General features: G+C 57.0%; 21 protein-coding genes. 10 read left to right on the top strand and 11 right to left on the bottom strand.

The window, feature by feature from the left end; translation table 11 throughout:
- Positions 1–20: 20 nt before the first annotated feature.
- Positions 21–551, top strand: a complete 531-nt coding sequence (dsbB, locus tag C3406_RS13850; protein WP_103822338.1) for a disulfide bond formation protein DsbB — start codon at positions 21–23, stop codon at positions 549–551.
- Between the two features lie 101 nt (positions 552–652).
- On the opposite strand, the gene C3406_RS13845 is transcribed toward dsbB, so the two are convergent.
- The 3 genes from C3406_RS13845 to C3406_RS13835 form a co-directional block, all read right to left on the bottom strand.
- The gene (locus tag C3406_RS13845; RefSeq protein WP_103822339.1) at positions 653–1,093 is read right to left on the bottom strand and encodes a YcgN family cysteine cluster protein; all 441 of its coding nucleotides are present in this window, start codon (positions 1,091–1,093) and stop codon (positions 653–655) included.
- Between the two features lie 93 nt (positions 1,094–1,186).
- The gene (locus tag C3406_RS13840) at positions 1,187–1,846 is read right to left on the bottom strand and encodes a fumarylacetoacetate hydrolase family protein (protein ID WP_103822340.1); all 660 of its coding nucleotides are present in this window, start codon (positions 1,844–1,846) and stop codon (positions 1,187–1,189) included.
- Positions 1,847–1,892: 46 nt separating this feature from the next.
- The gene (locus C3406_RS13835; RefSeq protein ID WP_103822341.1) at positions 1,893–2,168 is read right to left on the bottom strand and encodes a YcgL domain-containing protein; all 276 of its coding nucleotides are present in this window, start codon (positions 2,166–2,168) and stop codon (positions 1,893–1,895) included.
- 126 nt (positions 2,169–2,294) lie between these two features.
- Between C3406_RS13835 and minC the strand changes: the two genes are divergently transcribed.
- Genes minC through minE form a run of 3 tightly spaced genes read left to right on the top strand, consistent with a single transcriptional unit; the run spans position 2,295 to position 4,096 of the window.
- On the top strand, positions 2,295–2,987 hold the full coding sequence (minC, locus tag C3406_RS13830) for a septum site-determining protein MinC (RefSeq protein WP_103822342.1): 693 nt from the start codon (positions 2,295–2,297) through the stop codon (positions 2,985–2,987).
- 23 nt (positions 2,988–3,010) lie between these two features.
- Positions 3,011–3,823, top strand: coding sequence for a septum site-determining protein MinD (minD, locus tag C3406_RS13825; RefSeq protein ID WP_103822343.1), 813 nt, complete (start codon positions 3,011–3,013; stop codon positions 3,821–3,823).
- Positions 3,824–3,826: 3 nt separating this feature from the next.
- Positions 3,827–4,096: a cell division topological specificity factor MinE gene (minE, locus tag C3406_RS13820; protein ID WP_103180012.1), complete on the top strand. Its 270-nt coding sequence runs from the start codon at positions 3,827–3,829 to the stop codon at positions 4,094–4,096.
- Between the two features lie 98 nt (positions 4,097–4,194).
- Here the strand turns inward: minE and rnd are convergent, their stop codons facing one another.
- The 5 genes from rnd to C3406_RS13795 form a co-directional block, all read right to left on the bottom strand.
- Complete coding sequence (gene rnd, locus C3406_RS13815; RefSeq protein ID WP_103822510.1) at positions 4,195–5,322, bottom strand: ribonuclease D; 1,128 nt, start codon at positions 5,320–5,322, stop codon at positions 4,195–4,197.
- Between the two features lie 74 nt (positions 5,323–5,396).
- Positions 5,397–7,082, bottom strand: a complete 1,686-nt coding sequence (gene fadD / locus C3406_RS13810; RefSeq protein WP_103822344.1) for a long-chain-fatty-acid--CoA ligase FadD — start codon at positions 7,080–7,082, stop codon at positions 5,397–5,399.
- A 204-nt stretch (positions 7,083–7,286) separates the two neighbouring features.
- Positions 7,287–7,874 (bottom strand): Slp family lipoprotein, encoded by a 588-nt coding sequence (locus C3406_RS13805; protein WP_103822345.1) that lies wholly within the window; start codon positions 7,872–7,874, stop codon positions 7,287–7,289.
- Between the two features lie 37 nt (positions 7,875–7,911).
- Positions 7,912–8,607, bottom strand: a complete 696-nt coding sequence (tsaB, locus tag C3406_RS13800; protein WP_103822346.1) for a tRNA (adenosine(37)-N6)-threonylcarbamoyltransferase complex dimerization subunit type 1 TsaB — start codon at positions 8,605–8,607, stop codon at positions 7,912–7,914.
- A gap of 66 nt (positions 8,608–8,673) precedes the next feature.
- Entirely contained in the window at positions 8,674–10,584 is a 1,911-nt protein-coding gene (locus C3406_RS13795; protein ID WP_103822347.1) for a DNA repair helicase YoaA, read from the bottom strand.
- Between the two features lie 126 nt (positions 10,585–10,710).
- Between C3406_RS13795 and C3406_RS13790 the strand changes: the two genes are divergently transcribed.
- Entirely contained in the window at positions 10,711–11,055 is a 345-nt protein-coding gene (locus tag C3406_RS13790; RefSeq protein WP_103180017.1) for a RidA family protein, read from the top strand.
- Positions 11,056–11,061: 6 nt separating this feature from the next.
- On the opposite strand, the gene C3406_RS13785 is transcribed toward C3406_RS13790, so the two are convergent.
- Entirely contained in the window at positions 11,062–11,244 is a 183-nt protein-coding gene (locus tag C3406_RS13785; protein ID WP_039030781.1) for a YoaH family protein, read from the bottom strand.
- Positions 11,245–11,305: 61 nt separating this feature from the next.
- Here C3406_RS13785 and pabB point away from each other — a divergent pair, with 61 nt between their 5' ends.
- The 4 genes from pabB (at position 11,306) to C3406_RS13765 (ending at position 16,545) form a co-directional block, all read left to right on the top strand.
- Entirely contained in the window at positions 11,306–12,658 is a 1,353-nt protein-coding gene (pabB, locus tag C3406_RS13780) for an aminodeoxychorismate synthase component 1 (protein WP_103822348.1), read from the top strand.
- 3 nt (positions 12,659–12,661) lie between these two features.
- The gene (locus C3406_RS13775) at positions 12,662–13,240 is read left to right on the top strand and encodes a CoA pyrophosphatase (protein ID WP_103822349.1); all 579 of its coding nucleotides are present in this window, start codon (positions 12,662–12,664) and stop codon (positions 13,238–13,240) included.
- A gap of 183 nt (positions 13,241–13,423) precedes the next feature.
- A complete protein-coding gene (gene sdaA / locus C3406_RS13770) occupies positions 13,424–14,788 on the top strand; it encodes an L-serine ammonia-lyase (protein ID WP_103822350.1) in 1,365 nt (454 codons plus the stop codon).
- A gap of 164 nt (positions 14,789–14,952) precedes the next feature.
- On the top strand, positions 14,953–16,545 hold the full coding sequence (locus tag C3406_RS13765) for an EAL domain-containing protein (protein ID WP_103822511.1): 1,593 nt from the start codon (positions 14,953–14,955) through the stop codon (positions 16,543–16,545).
- Here C3406_RS13765 and yoaE read toward each other — a convergent pair whose 3' ends face one another.
- Both yoaE and C3406_RS26865 read right to left on the bottom strand, forming a co-directional pair.
- The gene (yoaE, locus tag C3406_RS13760) at positions 16,546–18,105 is read right to left on the bottom strand and encodes a CNNM family cation transport protein YoaE (protein ID WP_103822351.1); all 1,560 of its coding nucleotides are present in this window, start codon (positions 18,103–18,105) and stop codon (positions 16,546–16,548) included.
- The gene (locus C3406_RS26865) at positions 18,093–18,251 is read right to left on the bottom strand and encodes a protein YoaL (RefSeq protein ID WP_476629939.1); all 159 of its coding nucleotides are present in this window, start codon (positions 18,249–18,251) and stop codon (positions 18,093–18,095) included. The genes yoaE and C3406_RS26865 overlap by 13 nt, the downstream gene beginning before the upstream one ends.
- A 317-nt stretch (positions 18,252–18,568) precedes the next feature.
- Between C3406_RS26865 and manX the strand changes: the two genes are divergently transcribed.
- Positions 18,569–19,546, top strand: coding sequence for a PTS mannose transporter subunit IIAB (manX, locus tag C3406_RS13750; RefSeq protein ID WP_103822352.1), 978 nt, complete (start codon positions 18,569–18,571; stop codon positions 19,544–19,546).
- Positions 19,547–19,600: the final 54 nt, after the last annotated feature.

Raw genomic sequence — 19,600 nt, 5'->3', positions numbered from 1 at the left:
CCTGCTCCAGGGAAATGATTATGTTGAAATTTTTGAACCAGTGCTCGCGCGGTCGCGGGGCGTGGTTGTTGTTGGCCCTGACCGCCTTCGTGTTAGAAATGGTGGCATTGTGGTTCCAGCACGTGATGATGCTGAAACCGTGCGTACTCTGTATCTATGAACGTTGCGCGCTCTTTGGCGTAATGGGCGCGGGTCTGGTGGGCGCCATCGCCCCAAAAAGCCCGCTGCGCTATGGTGCCATTGCCATCTGGCTTTACAGCGCCGGTAAAGGCCTGCAACTGGCCTGGGAGCACACCATGATCCAGCTGCACCCGTCGCCGTTCCAGACCTGTGACTTTGCCGCCAGCTTCCCGAGCTGGTTGCCGCTGGACAAGTGGATGCCGCAGGTCTTTGTGGCTACCGGTGACTGCGCCGTGCGTCAGTGGGAATTCCTGACCCTGGAGATGCCGCAGTGGCTGGTGGGCATTTTTGCCGCTTACCTGATCGTGGCGCTGCTGGTGCTGATTGCCCAGCCGTTTAAAGCGAAAAAACGCGATCTGTTTGGCCGTTAATGCCCGGCGGCGCTTCGCTTGCACGGGCCTACGGGTAAGCGCAGCGCCACCCGGCAAAAAAGCCGCACATTAAAAAACCCGCCTCGGCGGGTTTTTTATTATCAGCGGTTGGGATGATTCAGAATATGGTCTTCCCAGTCGCGCACCTCGGACTCTTTCACCGCGATATGACGCACGGAGATCCGCTCGCCATGCATTGCCGCTTTTGAGCCGGTCAGCAGCGGGTGCCACTTCGGCAGATCCTTGCCTTCCGCCAGCAGGCGATAGGCGCAGGTCGGCGGCAGCCATTCGAAGGTCGGCAGGTTCTCACGGGTCAGCTTGATGCAGTCCGGCTCCAGCTCGAAACGCCGCTCGTAGTTACGGCACTGGCAGGTTTTGATATTCAGCTGATTACAGGCGACATTGGTGAAATAGATTTCGTCCGAGTCTTCATCCATCAGCTTATGCAGGCAGCACTGCCCGCAGCCATCGCACAGCGATTCCCACTCGGCGTCGGTCATGTTGTCGAGAGTTTTGCTTTGCCAGAAAGGGATTTCGCTCATAAGGATGTCCACACGTCAAAATAAAGCGCACCTTATAACCAGTCTGGCACCTCGATGCAAGTTTTGCCGCCCGAAAAGGGCGGCAAGAGAGGGTTACAGCACGCGGGTTTTCAGTGACAGGCCGTTGACGGATAGGTCCAGCTCATCGCCGCTGTTAAGCGGCCCCACCCCTTCCGGGGTGCCGGTGAGGATCACATCGCCCGGTTTCAGAGTGAAGTAACGGCTCATATAGGCAATCAGTGGCACAATTTTATGGATCATGTCAGAGGTAGAGCCCTGCTGACGCACGTCGCCATTGATTTTCAGGCTCAGGGTCGTGTTCTGCGGATCGTCCTGGAACTCCGCCGCCGGTACGAACCCGGAGATGGGACAAGAATTATCAAAGCCTTTGGCTTTCTCCCACGGCTGGCCCGCTTTTTTCATTTTGCCCTGCACCTCGCGCAGGGTCAGATCCAGCGCCACACCATAACCGGCAATCGCCTTCTGCACATGATCCTCAGAGGCCTGGCGCAGCGTGGCGCCAATCAGCACTGCCAGCTCCACTTCGTGGTGCACCGATCCCAGCCCCTGCGGGATCACCAGCGGCTGGCGGATATCGCAGAGTGCGGTTTCGGGTTTAATAAACAGGACCGGCTCGTCCGGAACCGCACTGCCCATTTCCTGAATATGCTTTGCGTAATTACTGCCCACACAGACGACTTTACTGACCGGATAATCCAGCAAGGCGCCTTGCCAGTTATGATGCTGATACATAATGAGCCCCTAAAGGTTAATGTAACGCTGACAGATTAATCTCAAACTATTTTTTTCCCAGCGACTCAAGATGCTGTTTGAGTAAATTCTCTTGCGGCGGAGGGAGTTGTAAATAATAGCCCTGTTCGGCTAACGCGCTTTTTACTTTTTCCAGATCGGCGTTCTTCAGCTGCTTACGCCCGTCAAGCGGCATGAGCATCACCATCTGCGGTTTACCGAAGCTCTTCATCAGCGCCTCAGGCACACGGGAAAAATCGTCCTTTTTTTCGACATAAAGATAGGTCTGGTCGCGCTGGGTACTTCTGTAGATCACACAAAACATATATTTACTCAGAATTAACGGGGAGGGTGACTTGCCTCAATATAATTGTGACTATAACATGCCTGATACTCTTCGGAATATCACGACGCACACGCCGTGGTAAAAAGCAAATTGAGTAAGGCCAGGATGTCAAACACGCCAATCGAGCTTAAAGGCAGTAGCTTCACCTTATCAGTGGTTCATTTGCATGAAGCAAAACCCGAGGTTATTCGTCAGGCGTTAGAAGACAAAATCGCGCAGGCGCCCGCATTCCTGAAACATGCGCCCGTCGTCATTAACGTCAGCGATCTTGAAGCGCCAATTAACTGGCAGCAGCTGCAGCAGGCGGTCTTAGCCACCGGGCTGCGGATTGTCGGCATCAGCGGCTGTAAAGATCCTGAACTGAAAGCCAAAATCGACGAGGCGGGTCTTCCGCTGCTCACCGAAGGCAAAGATAAAGCCCCGCGCGCAGAGCCCCCTGCCCCGCCTGAACTCCCTGTTACACCCGCCACAAAAACGCGCTTGATCGACCTGCCGGTGCGTTCCGGACAGCGTATTTATGCGCCAAATTGTGACCTTATTGTAACAAACCACGTCAGCGCAGGTGCAGAGCTGATCGCCGATGGCAATATTCATATCTATGGCTCAATGCGAGGCCGTGCGCTGGCAGGTGCCAGTGGCGATCGCGATGCGCAAATTTTTTGTACCCACCTGGAGGCGGAGCTGGTCTCCATCGCAGGTGTTTACTGGCTGAGCGATAACATCCCGGCCGAATTTTCTGGCAAAGCAGCACGTTTGCGTCTGGCAGACAACGCTTTGACCGTTCAACCGTTGAATTGATCCCTTTTTAACAAGGAATTTCTATGGCACGCATTATTGTTGTTACTTCGGGTAAAGGAGGCGTTGGCAAGACCACCTCCAGCGCGGCCATCGCTACTGGTTTGGCCCAGAAGGGAAAGAAAACTGTCGTTATCGACTTTGATATCGGCCTGCGTAACCTTGACCTGATTATGGGTTGTGAACGCCGCGTGGTTTACGACTTTGTGAACGTGATTCAGGGTGATGCCACGCTGAATCAGGCAATGATTAAAGATAAGCGTACCGACAATCTCTATATTCTTCCCGCTTCCCAGACGCGCGACAAAGACGCGCTGACCCGCGAAGGCGTGGAAAAAGTGCTCGATGAGCTGAACAAGATGGACTTCGATTTCGTGATCTGCGATTCACCTGCGGGCATCGAAACCGGTGCGCTGATGGCGCTCTACTTCGCCGATGAAGCGATCATCACCACCAACCCGGAAGTCTCATCCGTGCGCGACTCGGACCGTATTTTAGGTATTCTTGCCTCAAAATCCCGTCGTGCAGAGAATGGCGAAGAACCGATTAAAGAGCACCTGCTGCTGACCCGCTATAATCCGGGTCGTGTCAGCAAAGGTGATATGCTGAGTATGGAAGACGTGCTGGAGATCCTGCGCATCAAACTGGTTGGCGTTATCCCGGAAGATCAATCCGTGCTGCGCGCCTCTAACCAGGGTGAACCGGTTATCCTCGACGCCAACGCAGACGCGGGTAAAGCGTATGCGGACACTGTGGATCGTCTGCTCGGAGAAGAACGTCCTTTCCGCTTCATTGAAGAAGAGAAGAAAGGTTTCCTCAAACGCCTGTTCGGAGGATAAGTTATGGCATTACTGGACTTTTTTCTCTCGCGGAAAAAAAACACCGCCAACATCGCTAAAGAACGACTGCAGATCATCGTGGCGGAACGCCGCCGCAGCGACGCTGAACCGCACTACCTGCCGCAGTTGCGCAAAGACATCCTGGAAGTGATCTGCAAATACGTGCAGATTGATCCGGAAATGGTCACCGTGCAGCTGGAGCAAAAAGACGGGGATATCTCGATTCTGGAGCTCAACGTCACTCTGCCGGAAGCGGAAGAGTCGCGTTCATAAACGTGCGTATTGCCGGGCGGCACTGCGCTTGCCCGGCCTACGGTTTGTCGTTTTGTAGCCCCGGCAAGCGCAGCGCCGCCGGGTGTTACAGATCGCGCTTACTGCGGATACTCTGCCAGTAACGCATTCAGGCGATCGGCCATCAGTTCCCCGCGCCATCCGGCAATCAGTTCCGGCGTGCCGTTTTGCGGTTTCAGCTTCCAGTGCGCGTTCAGCAGCTGGTTGATCTGGCGACGTGAGGCCAGCAGCTCGGCGCTGACTTTACTCTCTGCCGCTACCTCCTGCACCAGGGCCTTGATGGCCTTAAATGCTTTGCGATACCCCGGCATATCCATCAGATTCAGCAGCGGCTCCGGCAGCGCCTCATCCGGCAGTTGTTGAGCTTTTGCCACCAGCGCCAGCAGCGTTTTCCCGTGGAAACGGATCTCCGAACCCGAAAGCCCGATGCTATCCAACTCGCCCAGGCTGCCCGGCATGTACCGCGCTACGGCCCAGAGATGCTCCTCACGCACCACAAAGTTCACCGCCAGGTCACGCTCGCGCGCCTTACGCAGACGCCAGTCGGCCAGCAATTGCAGACAGGCCAGCTGACGAGTGCGCAGCTGCCAGGCGTTGGTGATGTCGCGCCACGCCTCTTTCGGGTCGGCGATCTCCTGACGACGCTGCTGCGTCATCTGGCACTCATTCAGCGCCGCAGGCAGCCAGCCGGAGGCTTCGGCCTCTTTCATCAGCTGACCGGCGATGGGCAGAAGATAGAACACATCCGCCGCCGCGTAGTCGAGCTGACGTTCGGTCAGCGGACGCGCCAGCCAGTCGGTGCGGGATTCACTCTTGTCGATGACAAGGCCGGTGTACTCTTCCACCATGGCGGCAAAGCCCCATGACAGTGGACGCCCCGCAAACGCGGCGAGGATCTGGGTATCAATCAGCGGCTGCGGCATGATGCCGAAGGTGTTGAGGAAAACTTCCAGATCTTCACTGCCGGCATGCAGATATTTGGTGATGGCGGTGTCCAGCAGCAGCTCACGCATCGGCGTCCAGTCGGTGATCCCCAGCGGATCGATAAGCGATACCCGTTTGCCGTCATACATCTGGATCAGACCCAGTTGCGGGTAGTAAGTGCGAGTACGAACAAACTCGGTGTCTAGCGCAATGGCGGAAGCATCGCGGGTGAGATCGCACAGCGAAGCCAGTTCGTCGTTGGTGGTGATCATCTGGTAATTCAAATCATTTTCTCTATGGTTTGCGCCCATAAAAAAACGCTGGCCAGGCCAGCGTTTCTGGGCGACTAACACGAAGCTCAGCCTTTATTGTCTACTTTGGCGCGCGCTTCGTCACGTAATTCTCGTCGTAATATCTTCCCGACGTTCGATTTTGGCAGTTCGTCGCGGAACTCCACCAGCTTCGGCACTTTGTAGCCGGTAAGATGGCGACGGCAGAAGGTGATCAGCGCCTCTTCGCTCAGGGCAGGATCTTTTTTCACCACAAAGATTTTTACCGTTTCGCCGCTGCTGCCTGCCGGTACCCCTACTGCTGCCACTTCCAGCACGCCGTTGTGCTGCATCACTACCTCTTCGATCTCGTTGGGATAGACGTTGAACCCGGAGACCAGGATCATATCTTTCTTACGATCAACGATACGTAAGAAACCTTCATCATCCATCACCGCGATGTCGCCGGTGTGCAGCCAGCCATCCTTGATAATTTCGTCGGTAGCGTCCGGGCGTTGCCAGTAACCCAGCATCACCTGCGGCCCTCTTACGCACAGCTCGCCAGGCTCGCCATGCGGCACTTCGTTATCGTCGTCATCCACCAGTTTGGCTTCGGTGGAGGGCACCGGCAGACCAATGCTGCCGCTGTGATAGTCGATATCATGCGGGTTCACGCTCACCAGCGGGGCGCACTCGGTCAGGCCATAGCCTTCAAGCAGGTACTGCCCGGTGAGCTTGACCCAGCGCTCGGCCACCGCCTGCTGCACCGGCATCCCGCCGCCCGCCGACAGATGCAGGGTGGAGAAATCGAGCTGCTGGAACTCTTTATTATTGAGCAGCGCGTTAAACAGGGTGTTCACCCCGGTCATGGCGGTAAACGGATATTTCGCCAGCTCTTTCACCAGCCCCGGAATGTCACGCGGGTTGGTGATCAGCACGTTCTGCCCGCCGAGTTCGATAAACAGCAGGCAGTTCATGGTCAGGGCAAAAATGTGATACAGCGGCAGCGCGGTAATAACCAGCTCTTTGCCGCGATGCAGCAGCGGCCCGTAGGTGGCATTGACCTGTTCGAGGTTCGCCAGCATGTTGCGGTGGGTGAGCATCGCCCCTTTCGCCACGCCGGTTGTGCCGCCGGTATATTGCAGGAAGGCCAGATCCTGCGAGGCGATCTCAGGCTTAACGTACTGCATCCGGTAGCCGGTGTGCAGCGCCTGGCGAAAAGAGATGGCATCCGGGAGGTGATATTTCGGCACCAGACGTTTGACATATTTGACGACGAAGTTAACCAGCGTCCCTTTGGCGGTGGAGAGCTGGTCGCCCATCCGCGTCAGGATGACGTGTTTGACCTGGGTCTTATCAACCACTTTTTCCAGCGTGTGGGCGAAGTTGGAGACAATCACAATCGCCGCGGCACCGCTGTCATTCAACTGATGTTCCAGCTCACGCGGGGTATAGAGCGGGTTGACGTTAACCACGATCATCCCGGCGCGCAGAATGCCGAACAGCGCCACCGGATACTGCAGCAGGTTGGGCATCATCAGCGCCACGCGATCGCCCTTCTGCAGGCCTAATCCCTGTTGTAGATAGGCGGCAAAGGCCCGGCTGCGCTCTTCCAGTTTACGGAAGGTCATCACCTCGCCCATGTTCACAAACGCAGGCTGATCGGCGTAACGCGTTACGGAGTTTTCAAACAGTTCAACCAGGGATTGATAACGGTCAGGATTTATCTCTGCGGGAACATCCGCAGGATATCGGTTAAGCCAAACCTTCTTCACTACATCACCTCTGAAATGCGTGTTCGTCGTCATCACAACCCCGGTTAATAAACAAGTCGTTAACATAATATTAACTCAGCGTACCAGTTTATTTATTGTCCGGATTTAAGGTTGCGAAGCGCGTCACTATTTATTTTTCTTATTACCGTGGAAAAAACAAAACAGCGGACAGGCCGCTGTTTCTTAATTAAGAATAACAGTGACTTACTCTGTTACTATCGTTCGGACCTGAGCCGGACCGGGGCCATAGCCTGGCCATCCGCCGTAGCCGTAACCATAGCCATAACGCCATGGATGCGGTCCCCAGTACCAGGGATCGGGTGGCGGCATCATCACCTGCTGCTGCACCCGCCAGCGTTTATAGCCGTTGGCCTGCATGGCCATGAATTTATAAGGCGTGTTGCCGACCTTACCCTGCTCTGCGCCGGTGATCGGTCCCACTACGGTGATCAGTTGCCCGCGGAAATCCACCGGATCGAGGAAGCCGTTAACATCGGCGTAGATACGGCCTCGTGAGGCTTCACCCAGCACCGGACGCGCGCCGCTGTCGAGGGGAACGGTGGCAATCTCCAGACGGGTTTTCCCCTGCTGGTTGAGCACCTCCACGACTTTGCCGCCAAAACGCGCTTCCTGACCTACGTAGAGTTCCGGAGCGTTCATCACCCGGACCAGATCCTGCTGCGGCGTGGGGCTGCTGCCCTGGATGGCATCAGGTACGGAGACACATCCCGTTAACGCCAGGGCCAGCGCCCCGACGGTCAGCAGACGAACGACATATTTTTGAACCGCCATGATGCGACTCCTTTTTCTCAGGCTCTTATACTGAGATTCACTCCCGGCCCGGAAGTTTCTTCCACGCTACGGTGTTTCGCAAATAAACCGGCTCGGCTTTTTCCACCGGCACGGTTTGCCCTGCCTCCAGCATCTGACAAGCGATGGGCAGCATATCTTCTGCGGCAGGCAGCAGCACTTTGCCGTCCACCAGCGTCAGACCGCTCTCCTTTGCCATGTCAGGCCAGGCTGGCCAGCCGGTCCCGACGGTTGCCCACTCACCGGAAAGCTGCTTCATGCGCTCACCTGCCGCTTCCGGCGTGAGCACCGCTTCACTCTCTTCCCCGTGCCAGACGCCCTGCTCGTCACGGGTATATTCCGCCCAGTAGACTTCGCCCATGCGGGCATCGATAGCTGCCAGTACGCGGGTCGCACCGGTGCTGCGCCACGCCCCCTGCGCCATGGTCGCCAGGGTCGAGACGCCAATCATTGGCAGTTCAGCGCCCAGCGCCAGCCCCTGGGCAATGCCGATACCGATGCGAACGCCGGTAAAGCTGCCCGGACCACGGCCATAGGCCAGCGCATCGAGGTCAGTGAGAGAGGTATTGCCCTCGGTGAGGATCATCTTCACCAGGGGCAGGATACGTTGGGTGTGTTCCCGGGGGCACTCTTCGAAATGAGCAAAGGGAGTACCGTCATTCCACAGGGCAACGGAGCAAGCCTCTGTGGCGGTATCGATAGCCAGAATTCGCATGTATTGTCGCGCTCTCGCAGTGGTCAGTCACAAAAAGGGGCGCATTTTAGCACACCCGTCAGCAAATTACTGCGCCTGCGACGCAGCAAGGAAACGCACGGCGCGATCGATATCCCGGGTACGTGGTGCCGGCGGCAGGCTGGCGATAAAGGTGGCCCCGTAAGGACGCATTACCAGGCGATTATCGCAGATCACCAGCACCCCGCGATCGTCCACGTCACGGATCAGGCGCCCCACCCCCTGCTTAAGGGTAATGACCGCATCCGGAAGCTGCACCTCATCAAACGGATCGCCTCCCCGCAGGCGGCAATCTTCCATCCGCGCCTTCAGCAACGGATCGTCCGGCGAGGTAAAGGGCAATTTGTCGATGATCACCAGCGACAGAGTATCGCCGCGCACGTCGACCCCTTCCCAGAAGCTGCTCGTGGCCACCAGCAGGGCATTACCGTGGCTGACAAACTGCTGCAGCAGCTGGCCTTTGCTGGTTTCACCCTGCAACAGCACCGGCAGCGTCATGGTGGCGCGGAACTGCTCTGCCAGGTCGCGCATCATCGCGTGGGAGGTGCAGAGCATAAAGCAGCGGCCATTGTTGGCCTCAATCATCGGCTTGAGCATCGCCGCCAGATGGCGGGCGGCACCGGGCTGATTGGGTAGCGGCAGGTTGCGCGGCACGCAGAGCAGCGCCTGGGTGGTGTAATCAAACGGGCTCGGCAGCAGCAGGGATTTGGCCTCTGCGATGCCGAGACGTTCGGTGAAATGGTGCAGATCGTCGTTAACCGACAGCGTGGCGGAGGTAAAGATCCAGCTGCCCGGCTTCTGCGCCATCACATCCTGGAACTTATCGGCCACGGTGAGCGGCGTCAGCGCAAGGGTAAAATGGCGCGAGTTGCATTCGTACCAGTAGCTGTAGCCGGGCTGGTTAAATTCTTTCAGCCGTTTCAGGCGGGCGCGGTAGAGCGTGGCGCGTTCAAAGGCGGCATCCAGCAGCGCCGAGCGGCCGAGGGAGAGCTTCGCCACGTCGTAGCAGAGCTCCAGGGCGTCATCGAGCAGCAGCAACGCGCGCTGAATATGCTGATCCGCCAGCAGTTCGCGCAGGTTGCCACGAAAACCCGGATCGCCAAGCTGCATGCGAAAATCCTGCGTACTCTGTGCCAGGCGGTCGGCGCACTTCTGCAGCTGCTGGGTATCTTTCAGTTCGGTGCGGTAGGCGATGGTAAAATCTTTCGCCAGATCCAGCAGCTGGCGGCTGGAGAGCGACTGGCCGAAATACTGGCTGGCGATATCGGGGAGCTGGTGGGCTTCGTCGAAGATCAGCACCTCGGCTTCGGGGATCAGCTCGCCAAAACCGCTCTCTTTCACTACCATGTCCGCCAGGAAGAGGTGGTGGTTCACCACCACCACGTCGGCTTCCATCGCCGTTTTACGCGCTTTGACCACAAAACAGTCTTTATAGAGCGGGCAGTCGCTGCCCAGACAGTTGTCGTTGGTGCTGGTGACCAGCGGCCAGGCGGGTGAGTCTTCGGCGACGCTGGCACAGGTACTGATATCGCCATCCTGGGTCTGGTTAGCCCAGCTGCGAAGGATGATCACATCGCTGAGGGTCTGTACCGGCAGATCGCCCCCCGCCAGCGCCTGCTGTTCGAGCCGCTCAATGCAGAGATAGTTGGAGCGCCCTTTCAGCAGGGCCAGACGGCCTTTGTATTTCAGGGCTTTTGCCACGGTGGGCAGATCGCGGCTGTAGAGCTGATCCTGCAACGCTTTCGAACCGGTGGAGATGATCACCTTCTTCTTCGTGCGCAGCGCCGGCGCCAGATAGGCGTACGTTTTACCGGTGCCGGTACCCGCCTCTACCACCAGCGGCTGGGCGCTGTCGATCGCCTCGGCTACCGCGTGCGCCATCTGGCGCTGCGGTTCGCGCGGCTTGAAGCCGGGAATTGCCTTTGCTAACTGTCCGTCTGCTGCGAAATCGTCTGCCACTCTGCCCCCTGTAATTTTGCACAGGGATTATGTCAGGCCGATCGTCCTGGCGCCAGTCGAGAGTGACGCAGGCAAAACAATATGGCAGTCTTGCCCGCAGAAAGTCACCATAACGAGGAAACGTGTATGACAATTGTGCGCATTGATGCCGAAGCCCGCTGGTCAGATGTTGTGATCCACAACCAGACCCTCTACTACACCGGCGTACCGGAAAACCTGGATGCCGACGCCTATGAGCAGACCGCCAATACCCTGGCGCAGATTGACGCAGTGCTGGAAAAACAGGGCAGCGACAAATCCCGCATTCTGGATGCGACCATTTTCCTGGCCAGTAAAGAGGATTTTGCGGCGATGAACAAAGCCTGGGATGAGTGGGTGGTGGCGGGTCACGCGCCTGTCCGCTGCACGGTACAGGCGACGCTGATGAAGCCGCAGTATAAGGTTGAGATTAAGATTATCGCTGCGGTGTAAGGGGCGTTACTCCTCTTCATCATCCTCAAAACGCGCCACGATCCGCTCGCCGGTATGGGTGGCGCGAAGCTCTTCTGCCACCTGAGAAATTGCCTGCCCGCTGCTCATCCCCTGGGACATCAGCTCCTGTATGCGCTCGACGGCCTTTTGCTGCTGCTCGTGGCTCAGTGAAGGTAAACCTGCAAACATCGTCAACTCCTGCTAAATTATTGGCGCTAATTATTTCACGCTGCCCGGTTGTTTACCACCCATGAACTCGTTATCCCCCGCTGTTATGAGATTGCCGTGGCGTCCTGACGCCGCAGAATTCTGGTTTGCTCCGCTCAGCCATCTGCCGTGGGCCATGCTGCTGCACTCGGGCCATGCGGATCACCCCTACAGTCGCTTTGATATTCTGGTGGCCGACCCGCGCACCACGCTGGTGACCCACGGGGCGGATACGCTGATCGACGGGGTTCATTCTGACGCCTGCCCGCTGAGTTTGTTGCAGCAGGCCCTTGATGAGATGGGCCTGCCCTGCACGCCTGACCCGGACCTCCCCTTCCAGGGCGGCGCGCTGGGGCTGTTCGGCTATGACCTTGGTCGCCGCTTCGAAAAGCTGCCGGAACGGGCCTTGCGTGATATCACCCTGGCGGATATGGCGGTGGGCCTGTATGACTGGGCGATAATCGTCGATCACCACAAACAGCGGGTGTCGCTGGTCTGTCATGGCGATGCAGAGGCGCGGCTGGTCTGGCTTGAAACACAGCGCCCCCCTGAGAATATACCTGCATTCCGGCTGACCTCCGGCTGGCAGGCCAATATGACCGCGGCGGAGTACCAGGAAAAATTCGATCAAGTGCAGGCCTTCCTGCACAGCGGCGACTGCTATCAGGTGAATCTGGCCCAGCGTTTCCAGGCCCGCTACGAGGGCGACGAATGGCAGGCGTTTACCCGGCTGAACGCCAACAACCGCGCCCCCTTCAGCGCCTTTTTACGTCTTGAAGAGGGGGCGATCCTGAGCCTCTCCCCGGAGCGTTTTATCCACCTTGCGGAAGGCACCATCCAGACCCGTCCCATTAAAGGCACCCTGCCGCGGCTGGCGGATGCCGAGGCGGATCGCCAGCAGGCTGAGAAGCTCGCCGCCTCGCCGAAAGACCGGGCGGAAAACCTGATGATCGTCGATCTGATGCGCAATGACATTGGCCGGGTGGCGGAGCCGGGAAGCGTGCGGGTGCCGGAACTGTTCGTGGTGGAGCCTTTCCCCGCCGTGCATCATCTGGTGAGCACCATCACCGCCCGCCTGCCGCAAACGCAGACCGCGTGCGATCTGCTGCGCGCCGCCTTCCCCGGCGGATCGATCACCGGCGCGCCGAAAGTGCGGGCGATGGAGATCATCGACGAACTGGAGCCGCATCGCCGCAACGCCTGGTGCGGCAGCATCGGCTATATCAGCCTCTGCGGCGGCATGGATACCAGCATCACCATTCGCACCCTGACGGCGGTGGAGGGGCAGATCTACTGTTCCGCAGGCGGTGGCATTGTGGCTGACAGCCAGGCCGGGGCGGAATATCAGGAAACCTTTGATAAAGTGAATCGTATTCTGCAACAACTGGAGTGCTAACTGGTGAATACCCACGACCTGACCCTCGACCATTTTTTATCGCGTTTTCAGCTGTTGCGCCCGCAGGTGAACAGTACGTCGCTGAACCAGCGTCAGGCGGCGGTGTTGATCCCGGTGGTGCGCCGGGAGCAGCCGGGCCTGCTGTTGACCCGACGTTCGGCGAAGCTGCGTAAACATGCCGGTCAGGTGGCCTTTCCCGGCGGCGCGGTGGACAGCACCGACGCCTCGTTAATTGCCGCCGCCCTGCGTGAAGCCGAGGAAGAGGTGGCGATCCCGCCGCACAAGGTCGAGGTGATTGGCGTCCTGCCGCCGGTGGACAGCGTCACCGGTTTTCAGGTCACGCCGGTGGTGGGGATTATTCCGCCGGATCTGCACTATCACGCCAGCGAGGACGAAGTGGAGTCGGTATTCGAAATGCCGCTGGCGGAAGCCCTGCGTCTGGGCCGTTATCATCCGCTCGATATTCATCGCCGTGGCCACGATCATCGGGTATGGCTCTCCTGGTATGAGCATTATTTTGTCTGGGGCATGACGGCGGGAATAATTCGTGAGCTGGCGCTGCAGATCGGCCTGAAACCTTGACTATACTTTACATTCGCCTCTTTTTTGCGCCTTTGCGATCCGCCTCCCGCTATTAGTTTATCAGGCGTTAATCATTAGTTTAATTCATGTGAATAGTTGAGCTGACGACAGGGTTCCCTCTTACACTATGCGAAGTTATTACATCGTTACTGGAAACCCGGTAACCCTGTCAGGAGTGTTAAAGTGATTAGTATATTCGACATGTTCAAAGTGGGGATTGGTCCCTCTTCTTCCCACACTGTCGGGCCGATGAAGGCCGGTAAACAGTTCGTCGATGACCTGGTCGAAAAAGGATTACTGGATAGCGTTACCCGCGTGGCTGTAGACGTTTACGGTTCACTGTCGCTTACGGGTAAAGGCCACCACACCGATATCGCCATTATTATGGGTCTGGCCGGAAATATGCCGGACACCGTAGATATTGACGCCATTCCGGCGTTTATTCGCGACGTGGAAACGCGCGGTCGTCTGCTGCTGGCGAATGGCCGGCATGAAGTGGATTTCCCCCAGGACGACGGCATGCGCTTTCGCAGCGACAACCTCTCCCTGCATGAAAACGGGATGCAGATCCACGCCTTCAACGGCGAGAAAGTGGTCTACAGCAAGACCTACTACTCCATCGGCGGCGGTTTTATCGTCGATGAAGAGCATTTCGGCCAGGACGTCACGGGCGACGTAAAGGTGCCTTACCCGTTCAAATCGGCGACAGAGATGCTGAATTACTGCAAGGAGACTGGCCTGTCCCTCTCCGGCATGGTGATGCAGAACGAGCTGGCGCTGCACAGCAAGAAAGAGATTGAAGACTATTTCGCCAACGTCTGGCAGACCATGCGCGCCTGTATCGATCGCGGTATGAATACCGAAGGGGTACTGCCTGGCCCACTGCGCGTGCCGCGTCGTGCCTCTGCCCTGCGCCGGATGCTGGTCACGACGGATAAGTACTCCAACGATCCGATGAACGTGGTGGACTGGGTCAACATGTTTGCCCTCGCGGTGAACGAAGAGAACGCCGCCGGTGGCCGCGTGGTGACCGCGCCAACCAACGGTGCCTGCGGGATCGTTCCGGCAGTGCTGGCCTACTACGATCACTTTATCGAATCGGTAAGCCCGGATATCTATATTCGCTACTTCCTCGCCGCAGGCGCGGTGGGTGCGCTGTATAAGATGAACGCTTCCATCTCCGGCGCCGAAGTTGGCTGCCAGGGTGAAGTGGGCGTGGCCTGCTCCATGGCGGCAGCCGGTCTGGCTGAGCTGCTGGGCGCCAGCCCGGAGCAGGTATGCGTGGCGGCGGAGATCGGCATGGAGCATAACCTTGGTCTGACCTGCGATCCGGTGGCCGGTCAGGTGCAGGTGCCGTGTATTGAGCGTAACGCGATTGCCTCTGTGAAAGCGATCAACGCCTCCCGTATGGCGATGCGCCGTACCAGCGAACCACGCGTTTCGCTGGATAAGGTGATCGAAACCATGTACGAAACCGGTAAAGATATGAACGCCAAATACCGCGAAACGTCCCGCGGCGGTCTGGCCATCAAGGTACAGTGCGACTAAGACGCTGAAAGCGCTTCTGCGACTTTCGTCTTTCATGCTTTAAACGCCCATCTGATAGGGATGGGCGAATTTCATCCACTTTCCTCGTTACCTGAAATAATGCCGACTACACTAGCCAGGTTGCCATGGGCATCTGCGCCAGTGGCTCTTCGGGTGACCGTGGCATGCAAACAACGCACAGGATAATTAAAAATTATCGCCGCAAACGGGTAATCGTCTGCCTCGTGCTATCCCTTTCCACTCTCGTTTGCACGCTAATTATCGGCTTTATTTCACAGCGCAATTTAAATCAGCAGACCACCGTGGCCTTTGTCTCCCATGCTGTCGATACGCTGGAAAAGATCCTGCAACCGCTGGAGACGGGACGCGATGTGGTACAACCGCTTATCGGCCTGCCCTGCGTGGAGGTCAACTTTTTACTGCGCAAGCACGCCGCCTCCCTGCAAACCGTGCGCTCAATCGGCCTGATTAAAGACGGCATTCTCTATTGCTCAAGTATGTTTGGTAACCGCGATATTCCCATCAGCCAGTTTCAGCCCCAGCTACCCGCCGCGCAGCCCTTACTGCTCCTGACCACAGACCAGCCGCTGATGAAAGGCAGCCCGGTGCTGATCCAGTGGTATCCGGCGCCCGGCCAGAGTGAGGATGGCATCATGGAGATTGTGAATATCGATCTTATCGCCCGGATGCTGCTGGAGCCCCAGTTGCCGATCATCAGCGACGTAAACCTCAGCGTCGGCGGTAAGTACCTGAACCATGAGCGCCAGCTTTCGGACAGGCTGGTAACAGACGCTGGCGACAACGTTTACCAGCAGGCTTCCCTCAACTTTCCTTTCATCATTACCGTTAACGGCCCGGGGCTGACCGCGCTGGCGCTGAAAAGTCTGCCGTCGCAGCTGCCGCTGGCGGTGATATTCAGCATGCTGGTGGGGTATATCGCCTGGCTTGCCACCGCCAGTCGCATGAGCTTTACCCGGGAGATCAACTTTGGCCTGGCCTCCGGCGAGTTTGAGCTCTTTTGCCAGCCGCTGATCGATGCCAAAAAACAGGATTGCGTCGGCGTGGAAATTCTACTGCGCTGGAATAATCCTCGGCAGGGGTGGATCGCCCCGGATATTTTTATTTCGCTGGCGGAGGAGCATAACCTGATTGTCCCCCTCACCCGCTACGTGCTTATCGAAACCGTCCGCCATCTGGCGATGTTTCCTACCGCGCCGGGCTTTCATATTGGGATCAACGTCGCGGCCAGCCATTTCCGTGACGGCACTCTGCTTCACGATCTGAATCGCGTCTGGTTCAGTGCCGAGCCCGCGCAGCAATTGGTCATTGAATTAACCGAGCGCGATACCCTGCTGGAGATGGATTACAACATGGTAGAGGCGTTACATCAGAAAGGGGTGAAGCTGGCGATTGACGATTTTGGTACCGGGAGCAGTTCGCTTTCGTGGCTGGAGAAACTCAATCCGGAAGTGCTGAAAATTGATAAATCCTTTACCGCCGCCATCGGCACGGATGCCGTCAACTCAACGGTGACAGATATTATTATTGCCCTTGCCCAGCGTCTGAATATTGAACTGGTGGCTGAAGGGGTGGAAACCAGCGACCAGGCGAGCCATCTGCGCCTGCACGGTGTGGATATCCTTCAGGGATTTTTGTATGCGCGGCCAATGCCACTGCGGGATTTCCCGCAGTGGCTGGCGGAGAGTTCACCTCCGCCAGCCTCTCATAACGGCGATATGATGCCGTCGACTCCGTAATTACTCTTCTTCGTCGTGGGCGGACTGTTCTTTAACAATGCGCACCAGATCAACGCGGTAATCGTTGGCGGTCACGATGGTTATCTTCAGCGGCGGCAGCTCAAGCACATCACCGGCTCGCGGAATTTGACCGTTCACGGCAATCACCAGACCGGCCACCGTCGCGATATCTTCATCGTGGTTGGTCAGGTGTTCCAGCCCCAGCGTATGTTGCAGGGCGTGCAGATCCGTGGTGCCTTTGACCAGCCAGCCATCATTATCGTTAACGATTTCCGGCGTTTCGTCGGCATCCGGGAACTCACCGGCAATCGCTTCCAGAACATCCAGCGGCGTTACCAGGCCCTGCACCACGCCAAACTCGTTGGTCACGATGACAAAGCTACCCCGGGCACGGCGCAGCACGCCAAGCAGGTTGATCGGGTCGAGCGTTTCCGGCACCACGATAGCAGGCGACGCGGCGGCGATAGCCTCAACGTCCACGCCCTCTTCCAGTGCCACCAGCATCTCTTTGGCACGGACCACGCCGATGATCTCATCCAGCTCGCCGCGACACACCGGGAACAGGCTGTGCGGGGAGGAGAGCAGCTGCTGGCGGATTTCCGTCACGCTCAGTCTGGCATCGACCCAGCTGATTTCACCGCGTGGGGTCATGATGCCACGCAGGGAACGCGAGGCCAGCGACAGCACGCCGTTGATCATATAGCGCTCTTCTTCGACAAAGGCGCCTTCCGGAACCGGCACCGGGACATGGTTATCGCTGTCCTGCTGTGCTTTGGCTTCGCGGCGGCCGCCCATCAGACGCAGAATCGCATCAGCGGTACGGGCTCGCAGCGGCTGGTTCGACTGCTGACGAATAAAGTTGCGACGGGCAATCTGGTTAAACAGCTCTATAATGATGGAGAAACCAATGGCGGCGTACAGATAGCCTTTCGGAATATGGAAGCCGAAACCTTCTGCCACCAGGCTCAGACCGATCATCAGCAGGAAGCTCAGACAGAGCACCACCACGGTCGGATGCTGGTTAACGAATCGCGTCAACGGCTTCGAGGCGAGCAACATCACCGCCATCGCAATGACCACGGCGGCCATCATCACCGGCAGGTGGTTAACCATACCGACAGCGGTAATGACCGCGTCGAGGGAAAAGACCGCGTCCAGTACCACGATTTGCAGTACCACTACCCAGAAGCTGGCATAGCCTTTACCGTGTCCGTCGTCGTGCTGGCGGTTTTCCAGCCGTTCATGGAGCTCGGTTGTGGCTTTGAAGAGCAGGAATATCCCCCCCAGCAGCATGATCAGGTCGCGCCCTGAGAAGGTGAAGTTGAAGGCGGTGAACAGCGGTTGCGTAAGCGTAACCATCCATGAGATCACCGATAGCAGCGCAAGACGCATAATCAGCGCCAGCGACAGACCGATTAAACGTGCTTTATCACGTTGTTTAGGTGGAAGTTTATCCGCAAGGATCGCGATAAACACGAGGTTATCGATACCGAGAACGATCTCAAGTACCACCAGCGTGAGTAATCCTACCCAGATTTGCGGGTCCATTAAGAATTCCATGACAAGCTCCTGCTAAAGGAATGGCAAAACGGCGCCGCGAAAAGCTCGGGCGAAGCGGTAAAGAACGTAAACAGTGAGTGGCGCGAATCGCCGATAAGGCTGGCCAGAGCTGGCCGGGTGTGTGACTGGCGTCGGTGACGGTCCATACAGTGGGCTGCTGCCCCATACTCCTGACAATTAAACGGATGGTAAACATATCAGAGACCTGAGCTTTTTGGCAAAGATTTACTTTCCTTTGCAAACAGATGTTTCCGTGCTTTTTTTGATCACAGAAATATCTCATTGGCTTAGGCTAAATTACGGATCTTCATCACATAAATTATTTTTTCGATGTCTAAAATAAATCGCGTAAGTCTTAGTTAATTGAACTCTAACCCTTATCTGAATCGATTCGTTCTTTCGAAGATGATCTCTAATGCTCCTCTCACCCGGGGGCATTAACGATAATAAAAGGAGGTAGCAAGTGACTATTGCTATTGTTATAGGCACACATGGTTGGGCTGCAGAGCAGTTACTTAAAACCGCAGAAATGCTTTTAGGCGAACAGGAAAACGTCGGTTGGATCGATTTCGTTCCCGGTGAAAATGCTGAGACGCTGATAGAAAAATATACCGCTCAACTGGCAAATCTGGATACCAGCAGCGGCGTGCTGTTTCTTGTTGATACCTGGGGCGGCAGTCCGTTTAACGCAGCAAGCCGCATTGTGGTTGATAAAGAGCAGCATGAAGTTGTTGCCGGGGTTAACATCCCCATGCTGGTCGAGACGCTGATGGCCCGTGATGACAACCCGAGCTTTGACGAGCTGGTTGCCCTGGCTGTCGAAACCGGTCGTGAAGGCGTGAAAGCGCTGAAAGCGAAACCTAGAGAAAACGTCGCTCCGGCGGCCGCCCCTGCCCCGGCTGCGGCCCCGAAAGCCGCCGCCCCGCTTAAGCCGATGGGCCCGAACGATTACATGCAGATTGGCCTGGCGCGTATCGACGACCGTCTGATTCACGGCCAGGTGGCTACCCGCTGGACCAAAGAGACCAACGTCCAGCGCATCATTGTGGTCAGCGATGAAGTTGCCGCTGATACAGTTCGTAAAACTCTCCTTACCCAGGTGGCTCCGCCGGGCGTCACCGCGCACGTGGTGGATGTCGCCAAGATGATCCGCGTTTATAACAACCCGAAATATGCGGGTGAGCGCGTGATGCTGCTGTTTACTAACCCAACAGACGTCGAACGTATTGTTGAGGAAGGGGTAAAAATCACCTCCGTGAATATCGGTGGTATGGCTTACCGTCAGGGCAAAACGCAGGTGAACAATGCGGTGTCGGTGGACGAAAAAGATATCGAAGCGTTCAGGAAACTCAACGATCGCGGGATCGAGCTTGAAGTTCGTAAAGTCTCTACCGACCCGAAACTGAAAATGATGGATCTGATCAGCAAAGTGGCGAAATAAGCCGGCGCTGGTTGACAAATTTCACACTTAAGTCTGTTAAAGCTATAGGAGAAG

The sequence above is a fragment of the Leclercia sp. LSNIH8 genome (assembly GCF_002920195.1).
Lineage (GTDB): Bacteria > Pseudomonadota > Gammaproteobacteria > Enterobacterales > Enterobacteriaceae > Enterobacter.
Note: the sequence above shows the minus strand (reverse complement) of the source record. Positions and strands in the feature narration are given on the sequence as shown.